This is a genomic window from Erythrobacter sp. THAF29 (assembly GCF_009363635.1).
Lineage (GTDB): Bacteria > Pseudomonadota > Alphaproteobacteria > Sphingomonadales > Sphingomonadaceae > Erythrobacter.
In genome coordinates this window covers 2,163,230-2,188,741 of the sequence record NZ_CP045392.1, presented here as the reverse complement: position 1 = coordinate 2,188,741, position 25,512 = coordinate 2,163,230, and the positions used below count along the sequence as shown (strand labels likewise).

Sequence of the window (25,512 nt, the reverse complement as noted above, 5' to 3'; positions counted from 1 at the left end):
AATGGCAGTCCACCACTCCGCCCCGAAATTCGCCTCAAATGACGGCGTGATTGACACCCTGTCGGAAAGCATCAGCGTGTGGCTTCTCGATGCCGAGCAGCAGCACGGAGAGATCATCCTCACCGTCAAGCGCGAGGCGATTGCCGACGTGCTCAAGATCCTGCGCGACGAACACGAGTACCAGCAGCTGATGGAAATCGCTGGCGCCGATTATCCCGCGCGCGATGAGCGTTTCGAGTGCGTGTACATGCTGCTCTCGCTCACCAAGAACCACCGTATCATGGTAAAATGCTCGACCGACGAGAACACGCCGGTCCCGACCGTGACGACGCTGTGGCCCAATGCTGGCTGGCTCGAGCGCGAGGTGTTCGATCTCTACGGCGTGACCTTCGCGGGCAACAAGGACTTGCGCCGCATCCTCACCGATTACGGCTTCGAAGGGCACCCGTTCCGCAAGGACTTCCCGATGACCGGCTACACCGAGCTGCGTTACTCGGAAGAGGAGAAGCGCGTCGTTTACGAGCCTGTGGAACTGGCGCAGGACATGCGATCATTCGATTTTCTGTCCCCGTGGGAAGGGGCTGGTTACGTTCTGCCGGGCGATGAGAAGGCCGATGGCGCGCCTGATGTCGACAAGCCCAAGGTCACCGAAAAGCCCGCCGACACGGGCGCTGGCGAGAAGGCCGAGGAACTGGCGGAAGAAGGCACTGATGCCGTTCCGCCCGACATGGTCGAAGTCGAAATCGAAACCGAGGACAAGGAGGGCGACGCATGAGCATGCATATTGAAGAGTCGCCGACCACCGACGGCAACGTCATCACCAATTACACGATCAATTTCGGCCCGCAGCACCCGGCGGCGCACGGCGTGCTGCGCATGATCATGGAACTCGACGGAGAAGTGATCGAGCGGATCGACCCGCATGTCGGCCTGCTCCACCGCGGCACCGAAAAGCTGATCGAGCACAAGACATACCTGCAGGCGCTGCCGTATTTCGACCGGCTCGATTACTGCTCGCCGCTGTGCATGGAGCACTCATACGTGCTCGCGATCGAGAAACTGCTCAATCTCGAAGTGCCCGAGCGCGCGCAATATCTGCGCGTGCTGTTCGCCGAGTTGACGCGCATTTCAAACCACATGCTCAATATGGGCGCGCATATCCTCGATGTGGGCGCGTTCACGCCGAACCTGTGGATCATGGACCTGCGCGAAGACTGCATGAACTTCTTCGAGCGGGCTTCGGGCGCGCGGATGCATTCGGCCTGGTTCCGTCCGGGCGGCGTGCATCAGGACGTGCCGGAAAAGCTCCTCGTCGATATCGGCGACTGGCTCGACAACCGCTTCTTCCAGCTGTTCGACGACGCGATGAGCCTCGTCATGGACAACCGGATCTTTAAACAGCGCAATGTCGATATCGCGGTGGTGAGCCGCGAGGATGCGGTCGCCTGGGGCTTTAGCGGCCCGATGATCCGCGCAGCCGGCATCCCGTGGGATCTGCGTAAATCGCAGCCCTACGATGTCTATGACCGGATGGAGTTCGAAATCCCGGTCGGCACGAACAGCGACTGCTACGACCGCTTCATGGTGCGGGTGAAAGAGGTTCGCGAAAGCGCGAAGATCATCAAGCAGTGCCTCGCGCAGATGCCCGGCGGCCCGGTAGCGGCTGAAAACACCAAGATCGTCCCGCCCAAGCGGGCCGAGATGAAGCAGTCGATGGAAAGCCTGATCCACCACTTCAAGCTCTACACCGAGGGCTTCCACGTGCCCGAAGGCGAAGTTTACGTCGCAACCGAAAGCCCCAAGGGCGAATTCGGCGTCTACCTCGTCAGCGACGGCAGCAATAAGCCGTATCGCTGCAAGATCCGCCCCACCGCGTTCAGCCACCTCCAGGCGATGGACATGATGAGCAAGGGCCACATGCTGCCCGACGCGACCGCGATCCTCGGCGCAATCGACGTGGTGTTTGGGGAGTGCGACCGGTGAGCTCGAAGGTCCTGAAATATGCTGCGTGGCTGGCGGTCATTATTGTCGCCGCACTTGTTGTCAATTACGTCGCATTCAATGCCGGAAATTGGTTGGGATCGAGCTAATGGCTGACCGTACACCCGCACCCGATACGCCCGAATTGCGCGAGCGCTGGGGTTCGTTCGAATTCACGCCTGAGAACAAGGCGAAAGCGGATTGGCACATAGCCAAGTATCCCGAAGGTCGTCAGCGTTCGGCGGTGATGCCGCTGCTCGACCTTGCCCAGCGCCAGGTCGGCGAGGAAACCGATACGCAAGGCTGGCTGCCGCTGCCGGTGATCGAATATGTCGCGGACTATCTCGACATGCCGGTAATCCGTGTGCTCGAGGTCGCGACCTTCTACTTCATGTATAACCTTAAGCCGGTCGGGAAATACCACGTGCAGGTCTGCGGCACGACGCCGTGCATGCTGCGTGGCTCGGACGACATCATCGCCGCCTGCAAGGCGCGCGGGATGAAGAAGGGCGAGGTCTCCGAGGATGGCCTTTGGACCCTCACCGAAGTCGAATGCATGGGCAATTGCGCGACCGCGCCGATGGTCCAGATCAATGACGACAACTACGAGGACCTAACGGTCGAGCGGCTCGACGCCGTGCTCGACGCGCTGGCCAAGGGCGAGCAGCCCAAGGCGGGCACGCAGGAGCCCGGCCGCCACACTTCCGAACCCAAGGACGGCCCGACCACGCTCAAGGAAATGGTCGAGGCCAACCACGATTACCGGGGTGAATGGTAGTGAATGGCGGCATCATCGCTTTGGCCTTTGCCGGCCTGTTCTGCTTTTTCGCAGGCGTCTACCTGTCCGCGACGGGCAATCGAACGACCGGCATCGCGCTTATGGCGATGGGTCTGATCTTCCAGGTGCTCTGTCTCAGGCAACTCAAGGCGGCCCGAAAAGGCCAATTGGAACAGAAGGATATCGACGATGCTGGCCGATAAGGATCGCATCTTCACCAATGTCTACGGCTTTCAGGACTGGGGGCTGAAGGCAGCGCAGCAGCGCGGCGATTGGGACAACACCAAGGCGCTGATCGAACGCGGCGAGGACGCGATCATCGAGGAGATCAAGGCGTCGGGCCTGCGCGGGCGGGGCGGGGCTGGCTTCCCCACCGGCCTCAAGTGGTCGTTCATGCCTAAGAGTTCGGCCGATGGTCGCCCGAGCTTCCTTGTTATCAACGCCGACGAATCCGAACCCGGTTCGTGCAAGGACCGCGAGATCATCCGTCACGATCCGCACAAGCTGATCGAAGGCGCGCTCGTCGCCGGTTTCGCCATGCGCGCACGAGCAGCCTACATCTACATTCGCGGAGAATATATCCGCGAAGCCGAGACGCTGCAGAAGGCGATCGACGAGGCGTATGACGCAGGCCTTATCGGCAAGAACGCGAGCGGCTCGGGCTACGATTTCGACGTATTCATGCATCGCGGTGCGGGCGCTTATATCTGCGGCGAAGAAACCGCGATGATCGAAAGCCTCGAGGGCAAGAAAGGCCAACCGCGCCTCAAACCGCCATTCCCGGCGGGTGCGGGCCTTTATGGCTGCCCGACCACCGTCAACAACGTCGAAAGCATCGCGGTCGTCCCCACGATCCTGCGCCGCGGCGCATCGTGGTTTGCGAGCTTCGGGCGCGAGAACAACCACGGAACCAAGCTCTTCCAGATCAGCGGCCATGTCGAACAGCCCTGCGTCGTCGAGGAAGCGATGAGCATTCCCTTCCGCGAGCTGATCGAGAAGCATTGCGGCGGCATTCGCGGCGGGTGGGACAACCTGCTCGCGGTGATTCCCGGCGGCTCCTCGGTTCCGCTGGTCCCGGCGCAGCAGATCATGGATGCGCCGATGGACTTCGACGGGCTCAAGGACCTCGGCTCCGGCTTGGGCACGGCGGCGGTTATCGTCATGGACAAGTCGACCGACATCGTGCGCGCAATCAGCCGGATCAGCTACTTCTACAAGCATGAAAGCTGCGGCCAGTGCACGCCTTGCCGCGAAGGCACGGGCTGGATGTGGCGCGTGATGGAGCGCCTGCGCACCGGCGATGCGGCAATCGAGGAAATCGACATGCTGTACGAGGTCACCAAGCAGGTCGAAGGCCACACGATCTGCGCACTCGGCGACGCGGCAGCGTGGCCTATCCAGGGCCTCATCCGTCACTTCCGGCCCGAGCTTGAGCAGCGCATCCACGAACACAATGCGAAGTTTGCGGAGGCGGCAGAATGATCCGGGGCGCTCTGATCACTGCGGCGATCGCTCTGACGGCAACTGTCGCGGCTGCACAAGATGGCGATTTGCAGACCGGGACCCGGTTCATGCTATACGCCGATCCGATCGACCAGACCGATATGCGTGTGTTGCAGAAGCGTATCGTGCGCTGTGCTGCGATGAATGCAAAGGAAAATGCGCGCGAACTCCTGCTCAACAGCGATCCGGTTACCGTCGACGCAAGTGGTATCGAGCACGATTACCAGGAATTCATGGCGGAATTCGACCTTCCGCGCTGCATCGGCCGGGCCATGCCACCGTCCGCGCGCCGGATGGGAATCCGCTTCGACAACAAGACGCTGCGCAATCTTCTCGCTGAAGAGATGTATCTCTATGAAAACAAGAAGGGAATTACCATTCCCGAAAGCGCGCCGGTGATCCTTGAGAACCGATTTTATGCCGGTGGCGAACCTTACCGGATGGCGAAAGCGCCCGCGGACCTTGCCGATTGCGTTGTGCATACCGCGCCAGACAAGGCGCACGCATTGCTCAAAGCCAACCCGACGACGCGCAAGGAATCGGATGCGGCCAATGCCCTGCTGCCGGTATTCGATCGATGCGCTGACGATGCAGGCGAACAACAACTCACACTGGCGCAGATGCGTGCGGTGGTTGCCGACGGATTATGGTCGCGAGCTCATTACGGTCCACAGGCGAATTCGACCGAAGGAGAGGGCGAATGATCCGTCTCGTCGCTGCTCTTGTCACTGTAGGCCTGCTAGCAGGTACGGCACATGCGCAGCCCAAGCGTATGGAAAGGGACATCGCAAAACAGCGCGCGGCTGTTGCGGCATGGACCCATTGCATTGCCGAGGAGCGCCGCAGTGAGGTCGAAAAGGTCCTTCTGCTCGATTACCGCGATGACGACTACAAGAGCGATCTCAACAAGCTCGCCCAGACGCGCGTCAGCAAGGAATGTTTCGAGGCCATGCCGCGTGACTATCGCAAGATTCGCCTCACGGGTCTGCCATTTGCGGGCGGGCTTGCCGAGCGGATCATCGAAGATCACGAGGAGCCGCTGCTTGGTCGCCTTTCGATGGCGGCAATCGGCAAGGACCCGATTACCTTCAGCTACACCGATCAGGTCGCGATGTGCACCGTTCGCGGCGCGCCGCACCTCGTCGCAAAGCTGTTCGCGACCGAAATCGAGACACCGGAAGAACAGGCGGCGCTTGCCGAAATCCAGCCCGTGACCACCATCTGCACCCAGCGCGGCACGTCCATCGAGGCTTCGCCGCTGGCGATGCGCTCAATGCTTGCGACGGCCTCTTACCGGCTGCTCGCTGCACAGGAAGAAACCGACGATGCCTAAGGTAACTGTAGACGGCGAGGAAATCGAAGTCCCGGCGGGCGCGACCGTGCTGCAGGCTTGCGAGCTTGCGGGCAAGGAAATCCCGCGTTTCTGCTATCACGAACGCCTGTCTATCGCAGGAAATTGCCGCATGTGCCTCGTCGAGGTGAAGCCGGGGCCGCCCAAGCCGCAGGCCTCGTGTGCGCTGCCCGCCGCCGATAACCAGGAAATCCGCACCGATACCGAGATGGTGAAGAAGGCGCGCGAGGGGGTGATGGAGTTCCTGCTCATCAACCACCCGCTCGATTGCCCGATTTGCGATCAGGGCGGGGAGTGCGACCTGCAGGATCAGGCGGTCGCCTATGGCCGCGGTGCCTCGCGTTTCCACGAGAACAAGCGCGCGGTCGAAGAGAAATATATGGGCCCGCTGATCAAGACGATCATGACCCGCTGCATCCACTGCACACGCTGCGTGCGCTTTTCCGAAGAGATCGCGGGCGTTGACGAGATCGGCGCGCTCTATCGCGGCGAGGACATGCAGATCACGACCTATCTCGAGCAGGCGGCGAAGCACGAGCTTTCGGCCAATGTGATCGACCTGTGCCCGGTCGGCGCTCTGACGTCGCGGCCCTATGCGTTCGAGGCGCGCCCGTGGGAATTGAAGCGCACGCTCAGCATCGATGTTTCCGATGCGGTGGGCGCGAATATCTCGCTCCATTCCAAGGGACGCGAAGTCATGCGCGCGCTCCCGCGCATCAATGACGACGTCAACGAGGAATGGCTATCGGACAAGGGCCGCTATCAGGTTGACGGCCTGACGAAACGCCGTCTCGACCGGGTCTGGATGCGCAAGGGCGGCAAGCTGCAGCCCGCAAGCTGGACCGAGGCCTTCGATGCGGTCGCGGGGCAACTTGAAGGCGACAAGGCAAGCATCGCTGCCGTCGCGGGCGACCTCCTCGATTGCGAGACGATGTTCGCCGCCAAGACACTGCTCAAGGCTTGCGGCAGCGACCTGATGGAAAGCCGCCAGACCGGCATGACCTATGACGTGTCGAACCTGGCCGCGGTCAATTTCAACTCCACGCTCGCGGGGATCGAGACCGCCGATTGCATCCTTATCGTCGGCAGCCATGTGCGTTGGGAAGCGCCGCTGGTGAATGTTCGCCTGCGCAAGGCGGTGAAGGCGGGCGCGGAGGTGTTCGTCGTCGGGCCCGAATGGGATACGACTTATCCGGCTGAATTCCTCGGAGAAGACCTGAAGGTTCTGAACCGCGTCCCGAAGGCGCTTGGCGACGCGATGAAGAACGCTGAGCGTCCGGCGGTGATCCTGGGCGGTGCGGCGCTGGCGCAGGGTGCGCTGGCTCCGGCGCTCAAGCTGGTCGACAAGTTCGGACTCGTGAAGGATGGCTGGAACGGCTTCAACGTGCTGCACATGAGCGCGGCGCGCATGGGCTCGTTGATGCTCGGATTTGCGCAGGAAGGCGGCATGGCGGATCTCGCGGCGGCGAAGCCGAAGGTTCTTCTCAGCCTCGGCGCGGACGAGATGGATTACGAGCCATTCGCCGACAGCCTCAAGGTCTATGTCGGCCACCACGGCGATGTCGGCGCACATGCCGCCGATATCATCCTGCCCGCGGCGAGCTATGCCGAAAAGGACGGCACCTACGTCAACACAGAAGGCCGCGTGCAATTCGCCGAGAAGGCCGTGTTCGCGCCGGGTGACGCTCGCGAGGACTGGACGATCCTGCGCGCGATGGCCGATGCGCTAGGCGTCACTGTCGGCTTCGATAGCTTCGCCGAGCTTCAGGGCAATATGATCGCCGAAGTGCCCGCTCTGGGCGAAGAGGGCCTGGCGGATTACGGCGCGCTGCCCAAGGCTGACAGCGGCGCGAAAGCGGAAGGTGCGATCAGCGCCTATCCAATCGCCGATTTCTATCTCACCAACCCGATCGCCCGTGCGAGCGCGGTGATGCAGCAATGCTCGGCCGAACTGCTTCACGCAGACGAAGTTAAGGAGGCGGCGGAGTGAGTGTCCTCGTCACCATGGTTGGCGCTGCGATCTTCGGTGTCGCGCTCGTTTTGGCCGTCACTTTCGCGGCGAAGCGTTCCGCTACGCGCAATCCTGACCCTGAGCATAACGCTTTGAAGGACAAGCCGTACGGCGGCGAACACGGCTCATACGATCTAGATGATTACTTCGGCGGCGAAGCTGGCGGAGGAGACGGAGACTGATGACCGAATTCTTCCAGAACCTCGGCCTCTCATACGAGTGGGCCTGGACCGCTTCGACGCTGGTCGGGATTATCACGATCTCGCTTCTCGTCATGTTTGCGGTCGCGATGGTGATCTATGTCGACCGTAAGGTGCTGGGCGCGATCATGCTGCGTCGCGGTCCCAACGTGGTCGGCCCGTTCGGGCTGCTCCAGTCTTTTGCCGACGGGCTCAAGGTCTTCCTGCAGGAAACCATCATCCCGAGCGCCGCGAACAAGGGCATCTTCCTGCTCGCGCCGATTATCACTTTCACTGTCGCGCTCGCGGCTTGGGCGGTTATTCCCTTCGATGCGGGCATGGTGCTGGCGGACATCAATGTCGGCCTGCTCTACATTCTCGCGATCAGCTCGCTGGGCGTCTACGGCGTCGTGATGAGCGGGTGGGCGTCGAACTCCAAATACCCATTCTTCTCCGCCATGCGCGCCGCTGCGCAAATGATCTCCTACGAGGTTTCGATCGGCTTCATCCTCGTGTGCGTCGTGCTGTGGGCGGGGACGTTCAACATGAGCGGCATCGTCGAGGCCCAGCGCGGCCACGGCTTCGGCATCGTGAATGGATTCTTCTTCAACCTTTTCCTGTTCCCGATGTTCGTGGTGTTCTTCATCTCGGCGCTGGCCGAAACCGCGCGCGCGCCGTTCGACCTGACCGAGGCGGAATCCGAACTCGTCGCCGGCTACCAGACCGAATATTCGAGCATGGCCTTCGCGCTGTTCTGGCTGGGCGAGTATGCGAACATCCTGCTGATGTGCTCGCTGTGTACGCTGCTGTTCTTCGGCGGATGGCTGCCCCCGGTCGAGTGGGCGCCACTCTACTGGGTCCCGGGGATCGTGTGGTTCCTGCTCAAGACCTTCGTGTTCTTCTTCATGTTCAGCTGGATCTGGGCGACCGTGCCGCGCTATCGCTACGACCAGCTGATGCGGCTCGGGTGGAAGGTATTCCTTCCGATGAGCCTGATCTTTGTTGCTGCAATCTCCGGCTACCTGATGGCCACGGGGCATTTCTCATGACCGCCGCTCAATTCATCAAATCCTTCACCCTGTGGGAATTCCTCAAGGCGCACGCAAAGACCTTGAAGTACTTCTTCAAGCCCAAGGTGACGATCAACTATCCGTTCGAGAAGTCGCCGCTCTCCCCGCGTTTCCGCGGTGAGCATGCGCTGCGCCGGTATCCCAATGGCGAAGAACGCTGCATCGCGTGCAAGCTGTGCGAGGCGGTCTGCCCCGCGCAGGCGATCACGATCGAGAGCGAACCGCGCGCGGACGGCAGCCGCCGGACCACGCGTTACGATATCGACATGACGAAATGCATCTATTGCGGCTTCTGCCAGGAAGCCTGCCCGGTGGACGCAATCGTCGAGGGACCGAACTTCGAATACTCCACCGAAACGCGCGAGGAGCTGCTCTATGACAAGGCCAAGCTGCTTGCGAATGGTGACAAATGGGAACGGGCCATCGCGGCCAATCTTGAAGCCGATGCGCCCTATCGTTAAGGGCGCATCGCCAAGCACATCGGGGCCGGAAAGACAGGGGTCATGATCCAAGCAATAGCCTTTTACCTGTTCGCAGGGCTGGTCATCGCAAGCGCCGTCATGGTCATTATGGCGCGCAACCCGGTGCACTCCGTCCTGTGGCTGATCCTCGCCTTCTTCAACGCGGCGGGCCTGATGGTGCTGGTGGGCGCGGAATTCATCGCGATGCTGCTTGTGATCGTTTACGTGGGCGCGGTCGCGGTGCTGTTCCTGTTCGTGGTGATGATGCTCGACATCGATTTTGCTGCGATGCGGGCCGGCTTCATCAAGAATTTTCCGCTGGGAATAGCGATTGCCGCGATCCTGCTGGCAGAGCTGATCCTTGGCATCGGTGCCTACAATGCAGGGGGCCTCGCGCTCGGAACCCCCGATGGCTCGGCCGCACAGGGGTTGGGCCAGAGCAATATCGAGGCGATCGGGTCGCTGCTTTATGGCCGCTATATCCTGCTGTTCGAGATCGCCGGCATCATCCTGTTGGTCGCGATGATCGGGGCGATCGTGCTGACCTTCCAGGCACCGCCGCCGGGTATCCGCGCGCGCCAGGATGTCGGCAAGCAAATCCGTCGCCGTCCGGAAGAGGCTACCGTCATGAAGAACCCGGAAGTCGGGCAGGGGGTCGAACTGTGAACGAGCTTATTGGCGTAGAACACTATCTCGTCGTCGGTGCGATCCTGTTCGTGCTCGGCGTGCTCGGGATTTTCCTCAACCGCAAGAACGTGATCGTCATCCTGATGGCGGTCGAACTGATCTTGCTCGCGGTGAATATCAATCTCGTCGCCTTCAGTGCTGCGCTTGGTGATCTCGTGGGGCAGGTGTTCGCGATGCTGGTGCTGACTGTCGCCGCTGCAGAGGCCGCGATCGGCCTTGCGATCCTGGTCATCTATTTCCGTGGCCGCGGCACTATCGCGGTTGACGATGTAAACCGGATGAAGGGGTAAGCCCAAGTGAACACGATCCTCATCATCGTCTTCCTGCCCCTGCTCGCGTCCATCGTGGCTTGCCTCGTCAACAAGAAGGCACCGAGCGTCTTCGCCAAATCGATCACGACGGGCGCGCTGTTCGTTTCGGCGCTCCTTTCCTGGCCGATTTTCCTCGGCTTCCTGAACGGCACGGCGAGCGAAGAGGTCGTACCGGTGATGCAGTGGGTCCAGTCCGGCGCGATGACCTTCGATTGGGCGCTGCGTGTCGATGCGCTGACCGCCGTCATGCTGGTCGTCATCACCACCGTGTCCGCGCTCGTACACCTCTATTCGTGGGGGTATATGGAGGAGGACCCGGACCAGCCGCGCTTCTTCGCGTATCTCTCGCTCTTCACCTTCGCGATGCTGATGCTCGTGACCGCCGACAATCTCGTCCAGATGTTCTTCGGATGGGAAGGGGTGGGCCTCGCTTCGTACCTGCTGATCGGCTTCTGGTTCAAGAAACCAAGCGCGGGCGCCGCTGCGATCAAGGCCTTTGTGGTCAACCGTGTGGGCGATCTCGGCTTCATGCTCGGCATTTTCGGCACGTTCCTGGTGTTCCAGACGACCTCGATCCCCGAGATCCTTGAAGCCGCGCCCGGCATGTCCGGTTCGACCATCGGGTTCCTAGGTATGCGCGTGCCGACAATGGATATTCTGTGCATCCTCTTGTTCATCGGCGCTATGGGTAAGTCGGCGCAATTGTTCCTGCACACCTGGCTCCCCGACGCGATGGAAGGCCCGACGCCGGTCTCCGCGCTGATCCACGCCGCGACCATGGTGACCGCGGGCGTGTTCATGGTCTGCCGCCTGTCGCCGATGTTCGAGACGGCGCCGACCGCGCTTGCGATCGTTACCGTGATCGGCGCTGCAACCTGCTTCTTCGCCGCGACGATCGGCACGACCCAGTGGGACATCAAGCGCGTCATCGCCTATTCGACCTGCTCGCAGCTCGGCTACATGTTCTTTGCCGCAGGCGTCGGAGCCTACGGCGTCGCGATGTTCCACCTGTTCACCCACGCCTTCTTTAAGGCGCTGCTGTTCCTCGGTGCTGGTTCGGTCATCCACGCGATGCACCACGAGCAGGACATGCGTTACTACGGCGACCTTCGTAAGCGCATCCCTATCACCTTTTGGGCGATGATGGCGGGAACTCTGGCAATCACCGGCGTCGGCGTGCTCGGCGTGTTCGGTTTCGCGGGCTTCTATTCGAAGGACGCAATCCTCGAGGCGGCTTGGGCGCGCGGGACCGGCATTTCGCAATTCGCATTCTGGGCGGGCGCTGCTGCGGCGCTGCTCACCAGCTTTTACAGCTGGCGCCTGATGTTCCTCACCTTCTGGGGCAAGGCGCGCTGGATCGAGAGCGAGCACATCCAGCACTCGGTTCACAAGACACCGGAAGAGGCTGGCGAGGACACGACCGGCGGATACCACCCGCACGAAAGTCCGTGGTCGATGCTCGTGCCGCTCTTGGTGCTTACCGTAGGCGCGGTCTTCGCAGGCTACATCTACAAGTATCCGTTCATCGACGGCGCAGCCGATGCCGTAAACGGAGCGTTCTGGGGCGGGTCGATCTATTTCAACGAGAACCTCGTCCACGCGCTCCACGCGGTGCCGCTGTGGGTGAAGCTCACCGCAACGATCGTGATGCTCGCCGGATTTGCTGGTGCCTATGTCGCCTACATCGCCAGGCCCGATATTCCGGCTCGGTTCGTCGCGACCTTCCCGTGGTTGCACCGCTTCGTCTACAACAAGTGGTATTTCGATGAGCTGTATGACCGCATCTTCGTGAAGCCTGCCTTCTGGCTCGGTCGTCAGTTCTGGAAACTCGGCGATATCGGCACGATCGATCGCTTCGGCCCCAATGGCATTGCCTGGGTGGTCGAGCGCGGTTCGATCGCGGCGCGGTCCATCCAGTCCGGCTATCTCTACACTTACGCGCTGATCATGCTGCTTGGCCTGATCGCGGCAATCACATGGGTTCTCCTGTAATGGACGGATTTCCGATCCTCACCACGATGATGGTGGTACCGCTCGTGGGCGGTTTCCTGTGCCTGTTCGCAGGCGCTGCGGCTTCTAGAGGCATCGCGCTGGCGACAACGCTTGCGACATTCGCGCTCGGCGTGCTGCTATGGGCAAACTACGAGATCGGCGGTCCGCAGTGGCAATTTACCGAGCGTGCGGAGCTGTTTGCCGGCTTCTCGTACGCGCTCGGGATCGACGGGATTGCGCTGATGCTGATCATGCTCAGCGTGTTCCTGATGCCGATCTGCATCCTTGCAAGCTGGACATCGATCACAAGGCGCGTCGGCGAATACATGGCGGCATTCCTGTTTATGGAAGTGCTGATGATCGGCGTCTTCGCCGCGCAAGACCTGTTCCTGTTCTACATCTTCTTCGAGGCAGGCCTGATCCCGATGTATCTCATCATCGGCGTATGGGGTGGAGACAACCGCATCTACGCTTCGTATAAATTCTTCCTCTACACGCTGCTGGGATCGGTTCTGATGCTGATCGCGATGTTCTGGATGGTGGCCGAGGCTGGTACCACCGACATCCCGACGCTGATGCAGTACGATTTCCCTGTCGGTGCGCAATTCTGGCTGTTCCTCGCCTTCTTCGCGAGTTTCGCGGTGAAGATGCCGATGTGGCCGGTGCACACCTGGCTTCCCGATGCGCACGTGCAGGCACCGACCGCCGGATCGGTGATCCTCGCAGGCGTGTTGCTTAAACTAGGTGGATACGGTTTCATCCGTTTCAGCCTGCCCATGTTCCCCGATGCTTCGGGCGAGCTTGCCTGGCTGATATTCGCGCTCAGCATGGTCGCCGTGGTCTACACGTCTCTTGTCGCACTGGTGCAGCACGACATGAAGAAGCTGATTGCTTATTCGTCGGTCGCGCACATGGCATTGGTGACAGCTGGACTGTTCGCCTTCAACGTGCAGGGCCTTGAAGGGGCGATGATGATCATGCTTGGCCATGGCCTCGTATCGGGCGCGCTTTTCCTGTGCGTCGGTGTGATCTACGACCGGCTCCACACCCGCGAGATCGACCGCTACGGCGGGCTGGCCATCAATATGCCCTGGTATGCGACCTTTTTTCTGCTGTTCACCATGGCCAGCATCGGCCTGCCGGGAACAAGCAACTTTGTCGGTGAATTCCTGGCTCTCGCAGGGGTCTATCAGGTTTCGACCTGGGTGGCGTTGATCTGCACCACCGGCATCATCCTTGGCGCTGCCTACATGCTCTACCTCTACCGCCGTGTCGCATTCGGCGACCAGAAGAACCCGGATGCTGCCGCGATGCCCGATATGAATGCGCGTGAATGGACCATGATGGGGGCAATTGCCGCCGTGGTGCTATGGATGGGTGTCTATCCAGAAAGTTTCCTTGCCCCGATGCGTGCCGATATCGCGACACTGAATGCGCGGATCGCCGCTGCGGCCCCACCGTCGGACAGCCGACTGGTTGCCGGGCCTCCCCGTGAGAAGGCGGCCAACGCCCTCGAACACGAAGTCCACGATGGGGAGGCGCACTGATGGATTTCGCAGCTTCCTTTGCGCTGATCGCGCCTGAGCTTCTTATCACCGTGGCAGGGCTGGCCTTGCTCATGGTGGCCGCCTTTGTCGGCGATAAATCCGCGCGGTTCGTTTCGATCATCGCGGCTGCGGTGCTGTTCGGGGCGGGCGTTATGCTCGTGCCCGGCCTGCACTTTGGCACCGATGGACCCGAGGTATTGGCGTTCGGCGGTCTGCTTCGCGTTGACAGCTTTGCCCTTTTTGCCAAGGCTTTGATTTACCTGGCAGCGATTGCCTGCCTGATGATCGCACCCGCCTTTTTCAACAGCGCGGCTGCCGGAAGCGAGCGCGGGCTTCGGGCTGAATATCCGGTGCTGGTGCTGTTCGCCGTGCTCGGCATGAGCATCATGGTTTCGGCCAATGACTTCATGTCGCTTTATCTTGGTCTCGAGCTGAACAGCCTCTCGTCCTATGTGCTCGCCGCGATCCTGCGCCGAGACACGCGCGCGGCAGAAGCCGGTCTCAAATATTTCGTGCTCGGTGCACTTGCCTCGGGCATCCTGCTTTACGGCATGAGCTTGCTCTACGGCTTTACCGGCGGGACCGATTTCGAGACCGTCCGCGCCGGGTTGACCGGCGAGGTCGGCACTGGTGCGCTCTTCGGCCTGATTTTCGTGATGGCCGGGCTTGCCTTCAAGATCGCTGCTGTGCCGTTCCATATGTGGACGCCCGATGTTTACGAGGGCGCGCCGACTCCGGTCACCGCCTTTTTCGCGACCGCGCCCAAGGTCGCCGCAGTCGCACTCACCGCGCGCGTGGTGATCGAGGTGTTCGGCGCACAGACGCTCGCGTGGCAGCAGATCGTGATGTTCGCAGCGCTTGCCTCGATCGTATTCGGCGCGCTTGGTGCGATTGGTCAGGAAAATCTCAAGCGCCTGCTCGCTTATTCCTCGATCAACAATGTCGGTTTCATCCTGCTTGGCCTTGCGGTGGCTAACGCTGCCGGTGCAAGCGCGATGCTGGTCTACCTGTTTATCTATGTCGCGATGAGTCTCGGTGCGTTTGTCGCGCTTCTGATGCTGCGCGGCGAAGATGGCAATCTCTTCGAGACTTTTGCCGACATTCGCGGGCTATCCGTGACCAAGCCTGCAATCGCCTGGTGCCTGCTTCTGGTCATGTTCAGCCTTGCCGGAATCCCGCCACTTCTGGGTTTCTACAGCAAGTTCGTCGTGTTCCAGGCCACGGTCGAGGCGGGCCTTATCGCATTTGGCGCCATTGCTATTGCGGCGAGCGTCATCGGCGCCTTCTATTACATCAAGTTCGTAAAGGTGATGTTCTTCGATGAGCCTGCCGACGTGGTGAAAGGCAAGAGCGGCATGGCGCACTGGGTCCTGCTGTTCCTGACCGCAGCGATAATCTCGCCGCTCGGATACCTGCTGACGCCGTCGATCACGGACCTTGCCGACAAGGCCGCTGCGGCGCTGTTCATCGCGGTTTGACGGACGAGCCGACAATTGAGTTGGTAGAGGAAACCGGCTCTACCAACGCCGATCTTCTCGAACGACTCGCAGAGGGCGAGCGCTTCTCCGAGGGCTATTGGCTTCGCGCCGAACGTCAGACCAGCGGCCGAGGGCGGCTCGGGCGAAAGTGGGAAAGCCAGTCGGGCAATCTTATGTGCAGCACGGTCGTCAACCTGCGGCCCGGCGATCCGTCCCCTTCCACGCTCTCCCTGGTCACCGGGCTCGCGGTATTCGATACCGTCAAGAGGCTCCTGTTCGACGACACGCCGATGCTGCTCAAATGGCCCAACGACCTTCTGGTGAATGACGGCAAGATCGCGGGTATTCTGCTGGAAAGGCAGGGAGATGCGGTCGTGGTTGGGGTCGGTATCAACCTTGATGAGGCGCCGGATTTGCCTGACCGGAGAACCACCGCGGTCTCGTGGGAAAACGGCAAGTTCGCTAATGGGCCAGAAAGCGTGCTGCCTCGCCTTGCCGCCAACCTCGCCACGCGGCTGCGCGACTGGCGAGACGAACCGCTCTCGCACACTCTGCTCGAATGGACGGTCCGGAGCCATCGCTTCAACGATCGCATCCGTATCACAAATTCGGAGGGCGAGGTCACCCTTGCCAGGTATCGAGGCATCGATCAGGACGGAGCCTTGCGCGTGGAGCCGCTTGGCGCGCACGAAACAATCGTGCATGCGGGCGACGTAACCCTCAGATGGCACGACGAGGAGTAGGTTCGATGCTGCTGGCCGCCGATGTCGGAAACACCAATGTCGTATTTGCGCTGTTCGATCCGGACGGGCAGGGCGGCTACGAGCTCCGTGCACGTTGGCGCATCGCAACCGACCCACGCCGCACGGGTGATGAATACGCGGTGTGGCTTCTCCAGCTGCTCACCATCGAAGGCGTCGAACGCGACCAGATCAAGAATATCGTCTTCGCTTCGGTCGTCCCGCGCGCCGACCACAACCTCACCGTGCTCGCGCAGAAATATTTCGGCATCACGCCACTCTTTGCGGGGCAGGGCAGGGCAGCTTGGAAATTCGATATCGATGTCGACCAACCCAGTTCCCTGGGCGCAGACCGCGCGCTCAATATCGTTGCCGCGCATCACAAATATGGCGGCGACCTCATCGTGATCGATTTCGGCACTGCAACGAAGTTCGAAGCGATCGATTTCACTGGTGCCTACAAGGGCGGGTCGATTGCGCCGGGGATCAATCTCTCGCTCGATGCATTGGTAGGCAAGACCGCAAAGCTGCCCCGCATCGCGATCCGCGCGCCAGAAAGCAAAAGCGTCATCGGGCGCAACACCGAAGACCAGATGCTGATCGGCGTCTTCTGGGGCTATGTCGCAATGATGGAAGGTATCGTCGAACGGATGAAAACGGAGATCGGCAGGCCGGCAAAGGTTGTCGCGACCGGAGGCCTTGCCATCCTGTTCGACGAGGCAACCGACATCTTCGATCATGTCGATGCTGATCTCACTATACAGGGGCTCGCAATCGTCGCGAAGCAAGCGGCAGAATAAAACGAAAAAACAAGAGAATACGTGAAAAAGAACTTCACTCCGGAAAAAGAACTGCTCTTCCTTGCGCTCGGCGGATCGGGCGAGATCGGCATGAACGTCAACCTCTATGGCTGCGACGGCAAATGGCTGATGGTCGATCTCGGCATGACCTTTTCAGGGACCGAGTATCCGGGCGTTGACCTCGTGTTCGCCGATCTCGAGTTTATCGAGGAGCGTACGAAGGATCTGCTCGGAATCGTCCTGACCCACGCGCACGAAGACCATATCGGCGCGGTTCCCTACTTCGCGGGCGAGCTGGGCGTTCCTCTCTATGCGACCCCGTTCACTGCCGACCTTGTCGCTCGCAAGCTCGAAGAGGCAGGACTGCTCGGCGAGGTCGAGATCAACATCATCGAGGAAGACCACGGCCACATCGAAATAGGCCCGTTTACCGTCACTTACATTCCACTTGCCCACTCGATCGCGGAAGGGAACGCTCTGCTGATCGACACGCCCTATGGCCGCGTTTTTCATACCGGTGATTGGAAGCTCGACGAGGAACCGATCATTGGCGAGCCGACCACCGAAGAAGAGCTGCGTGCGCTGGGCGACGAGGGCGTGCTTGCACTGGTTTGCGACAGCACCAATGTCTTCAACCCCAACCCCTCCGGTTCGGAAGGGGCGGTGCATCAGGGCCTGATGGAAGAGGTTGCGCGGCACGAGGGCAAACGCGTGCTGGTGACGACGTTTGCCAGCAATGTCGCCCGCCTCCAGACGCTGGGAGAGGTCGCGCGCGAAACTGGGCGACAGATCTGCGTCGCCGGACGCTCACTCGATCGTATTATCGAGGTTGCACAAGACAATGGCTACCTTGAGAATTTTCCCGATCCGATCGACTTCGACACCGCTATGCGTCTCCCTCGGGGCGAGGTTCTGATCCTTGCGACCGGCGGCCAAGGCGAACCGCGCGCAGCGCTCTCCCGGATTGCCGAAGAAAACCATCCGATCGAACTGACGCGCGGCGACGTTGTCCTGTTTTCGTCGCGCCAGATCCCGGGAAATGAAATCGCGATCGGAAAGGTACAGAACCAGCTCGCCGCGCGTGGTATCACCATGATCACCGACAGACAGAGTATGATCCACGTCTCGGGCCATCCGGGACGCCCGGAGCTCGAGGCGCTCTACGACTGGCTGCGCCCGGAAGTGCTCGTACCCGTCCATGGCGAAATGCGCCACATGCTCGAGCAGGCGCGAGTGGGACGCGCGGCGGGTATCGAACACAACATCGTCCAGTCCAACGGTGATATCGTGCGCCTTGCTCCCGGTGCACCGGGTGTGCTGGCACAGGTCAGGGCAGGGCGGCTCGTCCTCGATGGCGATATCATCGCTCCAGCCGATGGCGAGGCCGTGACAATGCGTCGCAGGATCGCGCATGAAGGCGTAATGTTGGTCGTGCTAGCGCGCGGAGAGCGCCCGTTGATCGAAGCAATCGGTTTGCCGCTCGATGAAGATATGCCGGATTTTCTCCGAGAGACGGAGGAAGATATCCTCAAGGCCATCGGGAAGTTAAGAGGCAGAGACGCGAAAGACCCTGCTGCCGTTCACGAAGCTGCCCGTCTCGCGGCCCGTCGTGCGGCACGCCGCTGGTCGGGTAAAAGCCCCCAGGTTCGCGTGCTGATGCCGGGCCTGGTGCGCGAGGAACAGCGCTGATGGCCTGGACCTCGATACTCGCGATCTATTTCCTGTTTTGGGTCATAACGGCGTTTCTGATGCTGCCTTTCGGGGTAAAAACAGCCGAAGAGGCAGGTGAAGAAACCATTCCCGGGCAGGCCGAAAGCGCGCCGGTTAATTTCCGCCCGCGTAAGATCGTTATCCGAGCGACCGTAATATCGGCAATCTTGACCAGCCTTTACGTGCTCAATTTCGAATATGGCTGGATCGGGATCGAGGCCCTCGATTTCCTGCCCGAACCGCCGAGCAAGTTGGGCTCAAAGGACTAGTCGACGCCAATTCTAGTTGCGAAAACGTTCGATGGCCTGCGCCAGAATGACGTAGAGCTTACCCATGTCAGACCCGAGCACGGTCACGCCTAGCGCGTTGCCGTCCCGCGTCGAAAGCATCGAACGCAGCATCTTTTCGAAATCGTGGATGTAACGGCTCACATTTGCCCGGAAGGCATCGTCCCGCTGGTAGAGATCCGAGATCTCACGCGCATCGCCGCTGTCGATCAACCTGACTGCCCGCCGGGTGAAAATCCCGCGGTCACCCTTGAGATAGGCATCCCAAGCGGTGTCGGAGACGTCTTGCGATAGTGCTCCGGCTATGTCGATGGCGTTTGAATTAAGGCTATCTGTAATAAGCGACATGCGGCGCGAGAAGTCATTGTTGACTTGCTCTTCGGCCAATTCGCGTGCGCGCGCGACACGCTGCTCAAGATTGCCTGCGAGCTCGTTCACCTTTGCGAGCTGGTCACGCAGATGGATGGTTGCCTCTCGACCGACACCCGAGGCGTGGGTTGCTGCCTGCTCCAGTTTCTCGACAGATTCCGCGCTCTTTTCCTTGAGCGCACGTTCGAGAGCTTCGACGGCATCCTTGCTGAGTTCATGTGCAAGCGCATTGACCTTCTCGCGAGCACCCTGGTCAAGAGTTTCGAATGCGGTTTTGGTAGACGCTTCGAGGGCTTCGAGCGCTTGGGTAAGGGCTTGCCGGGCCTCATCGGCATGGCTGTGACCTTCCTCGGCCAGCTTGGCAAAACCGCTGCGCAGGCCCTGAAGCTTGGCGAGTGTTTCGTCCGAATGCTCGGCAAGCTTGGATTTGAGCTCCTCGATTGATGCGTCCGTTTCGCTGATCGTCTCCTGCGTCTTGACCAGGTATTCGCTCAGATCGGTCCCGCGCTGGCTTGCGTTCAGCATGATGCCACTGAGAGCCTCGGCGCGCTGCTCGACCGTCTCCAGTTCCTTGCCGGCGGTGCGAATGGCTTCGGAAAGGTCTTCGCGGCTGTGTTGACGACCGGACTGGATGATTTCGAGCAGGCGAATGCCCGCCTCCGTAAGGCTGCCGAGCTGTTGTTCTGTTTCCGCCAGCGCGGCGCGCTTCTCGGCGAGTTGTTCGTCGAGCGCGCCAAGCCCTTCGGTGAGGTTGGCGCGTGCCGCATCGCCCTGTTCGCCGATACGCTCGATCAAGGCGCCAAGCTCATCGAGCTGTGCGGTCATTTCCTTGCCGTGCGCTACGAGCTTTTCAGTTTCGGCATTCTGCGCCTCGCGGCGCTCAGCAATGGCCTCGTCAAGGTCGGCGAGCCGCTGCGCGAAGATTTCGCTGGCCTGAGCCTCACGCGTTTCAAACTCGTCCTGACGGCGCTCCATTTCCTCGAGGAAACGGGCATCGCGCAGCCCCAGTCGCTGGTCGAACCGGCTCGCTTCGAGGTTGAGAGCCTCGATACGCTTGCTTGCCGCGGCAAGGGCCTGTTTGTCGAGCTGGTCAAGCGATGCGACAGTGTTTGCGATATCTTCGGCAAACCTCTCCTTGGTCGTCTTGAGCTGTTCCATCGCCTCGATCTCGGCATCGCGAAGCTTGGCCGAAACCGCCTTGGTCTCTGCTTGCAACATTGTGATGCGGTCGTTCATGGCGGACAGACTGGCTTCCTCTGCACTCGTGATTTCGCTGCGATAGCCGCCTGCCCTTTCCTGGAGTTCGACGAAACGCCCGGTCACGAGGTGCTCAATCTGGCTCAGCTGCGCTTCGAATCCAGCGAGAATATCGCCAACATTCCTGCCAAGCGCCTCCACCTGGTTCTCGCTCGCGGTGCCGAACTCGTTCAGGCGCTCGAATCCCGATACGAGTTTTTCGAGCTGTTCGTGCGCCGTGCGCCCTGCATTGGCTACCTGGTTCGACACATCGCGCGCGGAATTGGCGACAACAGGCAAATCGTCGCGCAACTGGGTCATGTTGCTGAGCGCCGTTTCACTGGCGCTGCCGATACGATCGACTTGTGCGCCATTGTCGCGGATCAGCGATTGTAACTCGGACGCATGGGTCGAAATCTTTTCGCTGGCGACGCGGCCGAGCGATTCCAGCTCGAGAGATTGTGCGGCGAGGAATTCGCGAGCGAGACTGAGCTCGCGATTGACGACGTTGAGCCGGTGTTCGAGCTGTGCACTCTCTGCGCTCAGCATGGACGCGGTATCGGCAAAGCGGCGTGCTTCGGCGCGGGAATTGCGCATTGCGATCAGCCAGCCAACCCCGATCAGCAAAACCGGGACCGACCAGTCGACTATCCAGCGGGTCAATTGAGCGGAGAACGAGCTCTCTGCTGAAACCATTTCCCCCTGGATTGCCCAGAAATAGAAGGCAGTCCAGCCAACCACCGCAGCGATCGCCATGGCTGGCGCCAGCCAGCCACGTTGGCGCTCGGGCTCGTCGAAATAGTCTTCCGCTTCCCAATCGGACTGATCCGGCTCCACGACCTCTTCGGTCAGGGTGAGCGCGCTGTCATCTGCCTGTGCGCCTGCGTCTTCGGCGGTTTCGCCCGCCTTCGAATTGATCGCACGAACGATATGATTTTTCTCTGCCATGACAGGAGAATACCACAGCGGGAAATAGGATAAACCCTGCTTTAACCTTGCCTGTGATACGCAAACCACATGGCATATGAAAACGGAGCCCTTGATGCGACCTTGGCGGCGGCGGCAGGAGACGACCCTGCGCTGATGCACGAGCTGCGCGGAGCCTTCGTCGAAAGCGCCAGAAGGCAGCTCGACCTGCTCAAGCGTTCGCGCTGCGACGGTAACTGGAATGTCGCGGCCATGCGGCTCAAGGGCCTTGCCGCCAGTTTCCATGCAGAGGAACTGCTGGTAGCCGCAGAGAATGCTCTTTTGTCCGCTCCGGGCGAGCCCACGGCCATTCGCGATATCGAAACGGTTCTGAGCCGCTTTTCGGCGTAAATTTCGCGCGTTTTGCGCGTTGCCCGTCCTAAAACCCTGCAAATCCCGTTTGCGGCGCTTGAAGCGCTCATGGAAACGCGCGTAGCTGGGAGAAGGTCTTCACGAGGGTTTTTTCGGTGCAAACGGCATTGCTGTCGGCTCGCAAACGCACGGCCACAGGCGAATATCGCGCCGCATTGACCGTGGCGGGGCGGACTGTGCTCGCTTGGCAAGCGGACATAGCCAAGCAGCTGAAGTGCAAGCGATTTATCTGCCTGTGCGACCAGACAACCGACGAGATCCTCGATCTGCAACGCAATGTCGAGGCGGAGGGTTTCGAGTTTCACGCGATCAGGAGCTCGCTTCAGCTCATTGCGTTGTTGCGGGCCGAAGACTCATTGCTCGTCATTGCCGATGGCCTGCTGGCTGAAGCGGATTACGTCGCCAGCATCGCGATGGATGAGAGCAAGCTTCGCCGGGCTGTTTTTACTCTGCCTGCCGACCACGAGCTGCCGGAAAAATTCCCCGAGGATTTCGAGCGCATCGATGCTGCGCGCAGTTGGGCGGGAATTCTGGCAATGCGCGCCGCCTCTGCTCAGAAGCTGGCGGATTTTCCGCCCGATGGCGATCCGGTATCACTTCTCTTGCGCCTTGCGCTTCAGACGGGGACTGAAATCGATCCGTTTCCTTTTGGAGAAGGCCAGAGCGAAAGGCTCTTGCTCGCAACGGATGCGGCGGTGACCGAAAGACATGAGCAGGATTTGGTCGCGCGGGCATCGCCCGGCTTGTCATTGGTAAGCCCTGGCCAGGCGGGCGCAACGGCACTTGTACGACTGCTTGCCCCCTTCGGCATTGCCAATGGGCCAATTACGAGTTCTGCCGTTGCTGTGGCGTTAGGCGCAACAGGCGCTTTGCTGGCGTATCAAGAATATCCAGCAATCGGCCTGGCATTGTTGAGCCTCGCGGCATTTGCAGGAGCGATGTCCCGGGCTTGGAGCGATCTTTCGGGTGCGGTCTTGCGACAGAAGCAATCGGGCAAATATGCGCGTCTTCTCAGTGATGTGATCGACATTCTTGCGTTGATCGCGATCATATTCGCACTGCGCGATTATTCGCTTTCAACCTTGTCAGTTGCGCTGTTCGCAATCGGACTGTCGAGGGCAGCCTCGCGCGGAGCGCCGGCGGCCATCGCCCCATTTTGGAACGACCGTGCGGTCCACCTTGCGATATTCTCGGTTAGTGCGGTCTATGGCGTGCTGAGCGAAGCTGTGGCGGTATTTGGCCTTGTCGCACTTGCACAAATAATGCTCGATCAGGCGCGCAAGCCATTGAGTAAAGATAAGTAAGGTCCTGAAAAGGCGTAGAAATGAGCGACTTTGCGACACACGGGCATGGCCCGGGAACCAGTGGTGGCAAAATTCGCGATGTTGAGCACATCCTCAAGGACGAGCTCGCACGCGGGGACAAGGCCCTGCGCGGCGTTCCCCCGGTCCTGACCCATTTGCTCGCAAGTTCCGGCCAGGCGATGGTCAGCGACGCGATTGTCGCACGACTTCGTGGCATGCTTGAAGCGCTTGCCGGCCAGCTCCTGGCGGGGAAGGGCGATCAGTCGCCCGAGGGGCGCGAGATTGACCAGCTTTGTGACAGCTTGGCCGGCGACAGTATCGTGCTGAGCTATTGCTATGCTCTCGCGATGGAAGCGCTGCTAACCGAGCGGCTCGAACAGCGCGCTTCGCTTGACCCGGTCCTCAGTCCGCTCATGCAGGAGCTTATTGCCTCCGAAGATGCTGCGACGGGAGAACTGGCGATGAATGCTCTTGCGGCACAGTCTCGGTTCATCCAGTCGCAGCGGCGCATGGACCTGCCGCTTTCCGAGCTGCCAGCCGAGCTGTTCCATGCGGTGCTCAAAAGGTGGGAGACGCAGAATCGCGCAGACCCCGCGATAGCTCCGGCGGTGAAGGCGCTGAAATTGTCCTACGACGAGGGTTCAAGCCGCGTGGGTCTTCTCGCCCGGCTTGTCTCGGCCATGCGAGGCGGTGCGATTGCCGCACTGGATCTCGAACATGCAGGACTTGCGCTTTTCGTCAGCGCACTGTCGGCTCTGAGCAGGCAGCCACGTGAGCTCGCTATTCTTGCTTGCCATGAACGTCAGGCAGCCCGCCTCGCTCTAAGCTTGCGAGCCGCGGGGCTTGAGCCGGAGGCCATCGAACGGCAATTCCTGCTGCTCGATCCAGCCGAGCGGCTCCCAACAGGTATCGGTTCGATCGATAGAAATCGCGCAGCGGAACTGCTGAGCAATGCCAATCCGCAAGGAGCCGAGCGTTGATGGCGGAGCGCGAAACTCTCCTTGCAGCGCGGGGTTTGACCGATGAGCAGGATCGGTTGCTGACTGTCGATGGTCCGCTGGCCGACCTCCAAGAGAGTTGCGGCGGTATGATCCCAGGGACTCTAGCTGTGCCCGAATTGCTTAACCTCGTTCAGCAAGCGCGCGAAATGGGCCTGCGCATAGCTCGCGAGTTCAGTGCCTTCGATGGTTTGGAAACTGTATCTGGGTTTGCCCGTATTCGGCCGCTCGATGAAGCAGAGGGCGGCGGCTGTGAAGTTGTGATCGAAAACTGGCAGCGGATACCGGCAAAACCAACTTCGACGCGCGAAATGGCGGAGAGGCTCGACGCGATCGACCGCGCCGCAGCAGAGGTCACAGCGCGCCTCGACGCATCGCAGCGCGTCCAGTTGTTGATCGGGGAGGGCGGCGACACCGGTGAATTGCAGGCTCTGGTAAGGGATGAGCCGGGCAAGCCCTGGTCGGACTATGTTTCCTTGCGCGGGGTCGCTCACCGCCAACCGCTGCATTGGCGCTTGCTGGACGGAGTAGAGTGCGAGATTCCCGGATCGGAGCGTATCTGGCGCGTTCGCCTGTTGCCGCTGGGTGGGGACACCGGCGAGCCGCGTGGTTTCGAGATGCTCCTGGTTGCCGACAGCCCGCTCGAGATGAGCGAGACCGAGGCTGATTCCACCGCAGATCATTCACGCCTGATTGGCAGTGCGCTGACGCCGGTCCTTCGCCAACCGATCGCGCGGGTCATCGCCAATGCCGAGACGATCCGTGCAAAGCTAGCAGGGCCTTTGCGCACGGAGTACAGCGATTATGCCGGCAATATCGCTGCCGCCGGTCAACACCTTGCCGGAATGCTCGATGATCTTGCAGATCTGGAAGTTGTAGAGGCACCCGGCTTCTCGACTGCGAAGGATAAAGTCGATCTCGTAGATGTAGCCCGCCGGGCAGCGGGCATACTGGGCGTGCGCGCTCAGGATCGCTCGATCAAACTCGATATTCCCGACGAAGGGGGACATGCGCTTGCATCGGCAGAATTCCGCCGAGTACTGCAAATCCTTATCAACCTGATCGGCAACGCAATCGCCTATTCGCCCGAAGGAAGCGCCGTGACCATAGCCACTGGCAAGAGTGGTTCGGGCATGGTCCAGATTTCTGTCACCGATGAAGGGCCGGGGGTCAGCGAGGAACAGGCGGCGAAGATATTCGACAAGTTCGAGCGCCTTGGGCGCGACGGCGACGATGGCAACGATACCGGTTCAGGATTGGGCCTCTACATTTCGCGTAAGCTAGCGCTGGCGATGGATGGTGACCTGACGCTGGAATCGCCCGCCGATGGGACAAAGGCGCTTGGGGCGCGCTTCACGCTGTCACTACCCGCTTTCGAGTAG

At 60.7% G+C, this 25,512-nt stretch carries 25 protein-coding genes; 24 read left to right on the top strand and 1 reads right to left on the bottom strand.

Annotated elements, in window-relative coordinates; genetic code table 11:
• Window position 1: 1 nt before the first annotated feature.
• From FIU90_RS10575 to FIU90_RS10480, 20 genes are all read left to right on the top strand, one after another.
• Complete coding sequence (locus tag FIU90_RS10575) at window positions 2-775, top strand: NADH-quinone oxidoreductase subunit C (protein WP_152434720.1); 774 nt, start codon at window positions 2-4, stop codon at window positions 773-775.
• Complete coding sequence (locus FIU90_RS10570) at window positions 772-1,983, top strand: NADH-quinone oxidoreductase subunit D (RefSeq protein WP_152434719.1); 1,212 nt, start codon at window positions 772-774, stop codon at window positions 1,981-1,983. Before FIU90_RS10575 ends, FIU90_RS10570 begins: the two co-directional genes overlap by 4 nt.
• Window positions 1,984-2,089: 106 nt before the next feature.
• Window positions 2,090-2,758, top strand: a complete 669-nt coding sequence (gene nuoE, locus FIU90_RS10565) for an NADH-quinone oxidoreductase subunit NuoE (RefSeq protein ID WP_152434718.1) — start codon at window positions 2,090-2,092, stop codon at window positions 2,756-2,758.
• On the top strand, window positions 2,752-2,961 hold the full coding sequence (locus FIU90_RS10560) for a hypothetical protein (protein ID WP_234029489.1): 210 nt from the start codon (window positions 2,752-2,754) through the stop codon (window positions 2,959-2,961). The genes nuoE and FIU90_RS10560 overlap by 7 nt, the downstream gene beginning before the upstream one ends.
• Entirely contained in the window at window positions 2,948-4,240 is a 1,293-nt protein-coding gene (gene nuoF, locus FIU90_RS10555) for an NADH-quinone oxidoreductase subunit NuoF (RefSeq protein WP_152434717.1), read from the top strand. The genes FIU90_RS10560 and nuoF overlap by 14 nt, the downstream gene beginning before the upstream one ends.
• The gene (locus tag FIU90_RS10550; protein ID WP_152434716.1) at window positions 4,237-4,965 is read left to right on the top strand and encodes a hypothetical protein; all 729 of its coding nucleotides are present in this window, start codon (window positions 4,237-4,239) and stop codon (window positions 4,963-4,965) included. The genes nuoF and FIU90_RS10550 overlap by 4 nt, the downstream gene beginning before the upstream one ends.
• Entirely contained in the window at window positions 4,962-5,594 is a 633-nt protein-coding gene (locus FIU90_RS10545; RefSeq protein WP_152434715.1) for a hypothetical protein, read from the top strand. Before FIU90_RS10550 ends, FIU90_RS10545 begins: the two co-directional genes overlap by 4 nt.
• Window positions 5,587-7,602 (top strand): NADH-quinone oxidoreductase subunit NuoG, encoded by a 2,016-nt coding sequence (nuoG, locus tag FIU90_RS10540; RefSeq protein WP_152434714.1) that lies wholly within the window; start codon window positions 5,587-5,589, stop codon window positions 7,600-7,602. The genes FIU90_RS10545 and nuoG overlap by 8 nt, the downstream gene beginning before the upstream one ends.
• A complete protein-coding gene (locus FIU90_RS10535) occupies window positions 7,599-7,805 on the top strand; it encodes a hypothetical protein (protein ID WP_152434713.1) in 207 nt (68 codons plus the stop codon). Before nuoG ends, FIU90_RS10535 begins: the two co-directional genes overlap by 4 nt.
• A complete protein-coding gene (gene nuoH / locus FIU90_RS10530; RefSeq protein WP_152434712.1) occupies window positions 7,805-8,851 on the top strand; it encodes an NADH-quinone oxidoreductase subunit NuoH in 1,047 nt (348 codons plus the stop codon). The genes FIU90_RS10535 and nuoH overlap by 1 nt, the downstream gene beginning before the upstream one ends.
• The gene (gene nuoI / locus FIU90_RS10525; protein ID WP_152434711.1) at window positions 8,848-9,333 is read left to right on the top strand and encodes an NADH-quinone oxidoreductase subunit NuoI; all 486 of its coding nucleotides are present in this window, start codon (window positions 8,848-8,850) and stop codon (window positions 9,331-9,333) included. The genes nuoH and nuoI overlap by 4 nt, the downstream gene beginning before the upstream one ends.
• Window positions 9,334-9,375: 42 nt before the next feature.
• Window positions 9,376-9,999: an NADH-quinone oxidoreductase subunit J gene (locus FIU90_RS10520; protein WP_152434710.1), complete on the top strand. Its 624-nt coding sequence runs from the start codon at window positions 9,376-9,378 to the stop codon at window positions 9,997-9,999.
• Entirely contained in the window at window positions 9,996-10,310 is a 315-nt protein-coding gene (nuoK, locus tag FIU90_RS10515) for an NADH-quinone oxidoreductase subunit NuoK (RefSeq protein ID WP_152434709.1), read from the top strand. The genes FIU90_RS10520 and nuoK overlap by 4 nt, the downstream gene beginning before the upstream one ends.
• Window positions 10,311-10,316: 6 nt before the next feature.
• A complete protein-coding gene (gene nuoL / locus FIU90_RS10510) occupies window positions 10,317-12,323 on the top strand; it encodes an NADH-quinone oxidoreductase subunit L (RefSeq protein WP_152434708.1) in 2,007 nt (668 codons plus the stop codon).
• Window positions 12,323-13,870, top strand: coding sequence for an NADH-quinone oxidoreductase subunit M (locus tag FIU90_RS10505; RefSeq protein WP_152434707.1), 1,548 nt, complete (start codon window positions 12,323-12,325; stop codon window positions 13,868-13,870). Before nuoL ends, FIU90_RS10505 begins: the two co-directional genes overlap by 1 nt.
• On the top strand, window positions 13,870-15,348 hold the full coding sequence (nuoN, locus tag FIU90_RS10500) for an NADH-quinone oxidoreductase subunit NuoN (protein ID WP_152434706.1): 1,479 nt from the start codon (window positions 13,870-13,872) through the stop codon (window positions 15,346-15,348). The genes FIU90_RS10505 and nuoN overlap by 1 nt, the downstream gene beginning before the upstream one ends.
• A gap of 20 nt (window positions 15,349-15,368) precedes the next feature.
• The gene (locus FIU90_RS10495; protein ID WP_172970247.1) at window positions 15,369-16,091 is read left to right on the top strand and encodes a biotin--[acetyl-CoA-carboxylase] ligase; all 723 of its coding nucleotides are present in this window, start codon (window positions 15,369-15,371) and stop codon (window positions 16,089-16,091) included.
• 5 nt (window positions 16,092-16,096) lie between these two features.
• Window positions 16,097-16,888 carry a type III pantothenate kinase gene (locus FIU90_RS10490; RefSeq protein ID WP_152434704.1) on the top strand — a complete coding sequence of 264 codons (792 nt, stop codon included), beginning with the start codon at window positions 16,097-16,099 and terminating at the stop codon, window positions 16,886-16,888.
• Between the two features lie 21 nt (window positions 16,889-16,909).
• The gene (locus FIU90_RS10485; protein ID WP_172970246.1) at window positions 16,910-18,577 is read left to right on the top strand and encodes a ribonuclease J; all 1,668 of its coding nucleotides are present in this window, start codon (window positions 16,910-16,912) and stop codon (window positions 18,575-18,577) included.
• Window positions 18,577-18,867 (top strand): DUF1467 family protein, encoded by a 291-nt coding sequence (locus tag FIU90_RS10480; RefSeq protein WP_152434703.1) that lies wholly within the window; start codon window positions 18,577-18,579, stop codon window positions 18,865-18,867. Before FIU90_RS10485 ends, FIU90_RS10480 begins: the two co-directional genes overlap by 1 nt.
• Window positions 18,868-18,879: 12 nt before the next feature.
• Here the strand turns inward: FIU90_RS10480 and FIU90_RS10475 are convergent, their stop codons facing one another.
• Window positions 18,880-21,438, bottom strand: a complete 2,559-nt coding sequence (locus tag FIU90_RS10475) for an ATPase (RefSeq protein WP_152434702.1) — start codon at window positions 21,436-21,438, stop codon at window positions 18,880-18,882.
• A 69-nt stretch (window positions 21,439-21,507) separates the two neighbouring features.
• Between FIU90_RS10475 and FIU90_RS10470 the strand changes: the two genes are divergently transcribed.
• From FIU90_RS10470 to FIU90_RS10455, 4 genes are all read left to right on the top strand, one after another.
• Entirely contained in the window at window positions 21,508-21,807 is a 300-nt protein-coding gene (locus tag FIU90_RS10470) for an Hpt domain-containing protein (protein WP_152434701.1), read from the top strand.
• Window positions 21,808-21,923: 116 nt separating this feature from the next.
• The gene (locus tag FIU90_RS10465) at window positions 21,924-23,132 is read left to right on the top strand and encodes a hypothetical protein (protein ID WP_152434700.1); all 1,209 of its coding nucleotides are present in this window, start codon (window positions 21,924-21,926) and stop codon (window positions 23,130-23,132) included.
• 20 nt (window positions 23,133-23,152) lie between these two features.
• Window positions 23,153-24,112: a hypothetical protein gene (locus FIU90_RS10460; protein ID WP_152434699.1), complete on the top strand. Its 960-nt coding sequence runs from the start codon at window positions 23,153-23,155 to the stop codon at window positions 24,110-24,112.
• Complete coding sequence (locus FIU90_RS10455) at window positions 24,112-25,512, top strand: HAMP domain-containing sensor histidine kinase (RefSeq protein ID WP_152434698.1); 1,401 nt, start codon at window positions 24,112-24,114, stop codon at window positions 25,510-25,512. The genes FIU90_RS10460 and FIU90_RS10455 overlap by 1 nt, the downstream gene beginning before the upstream one ends.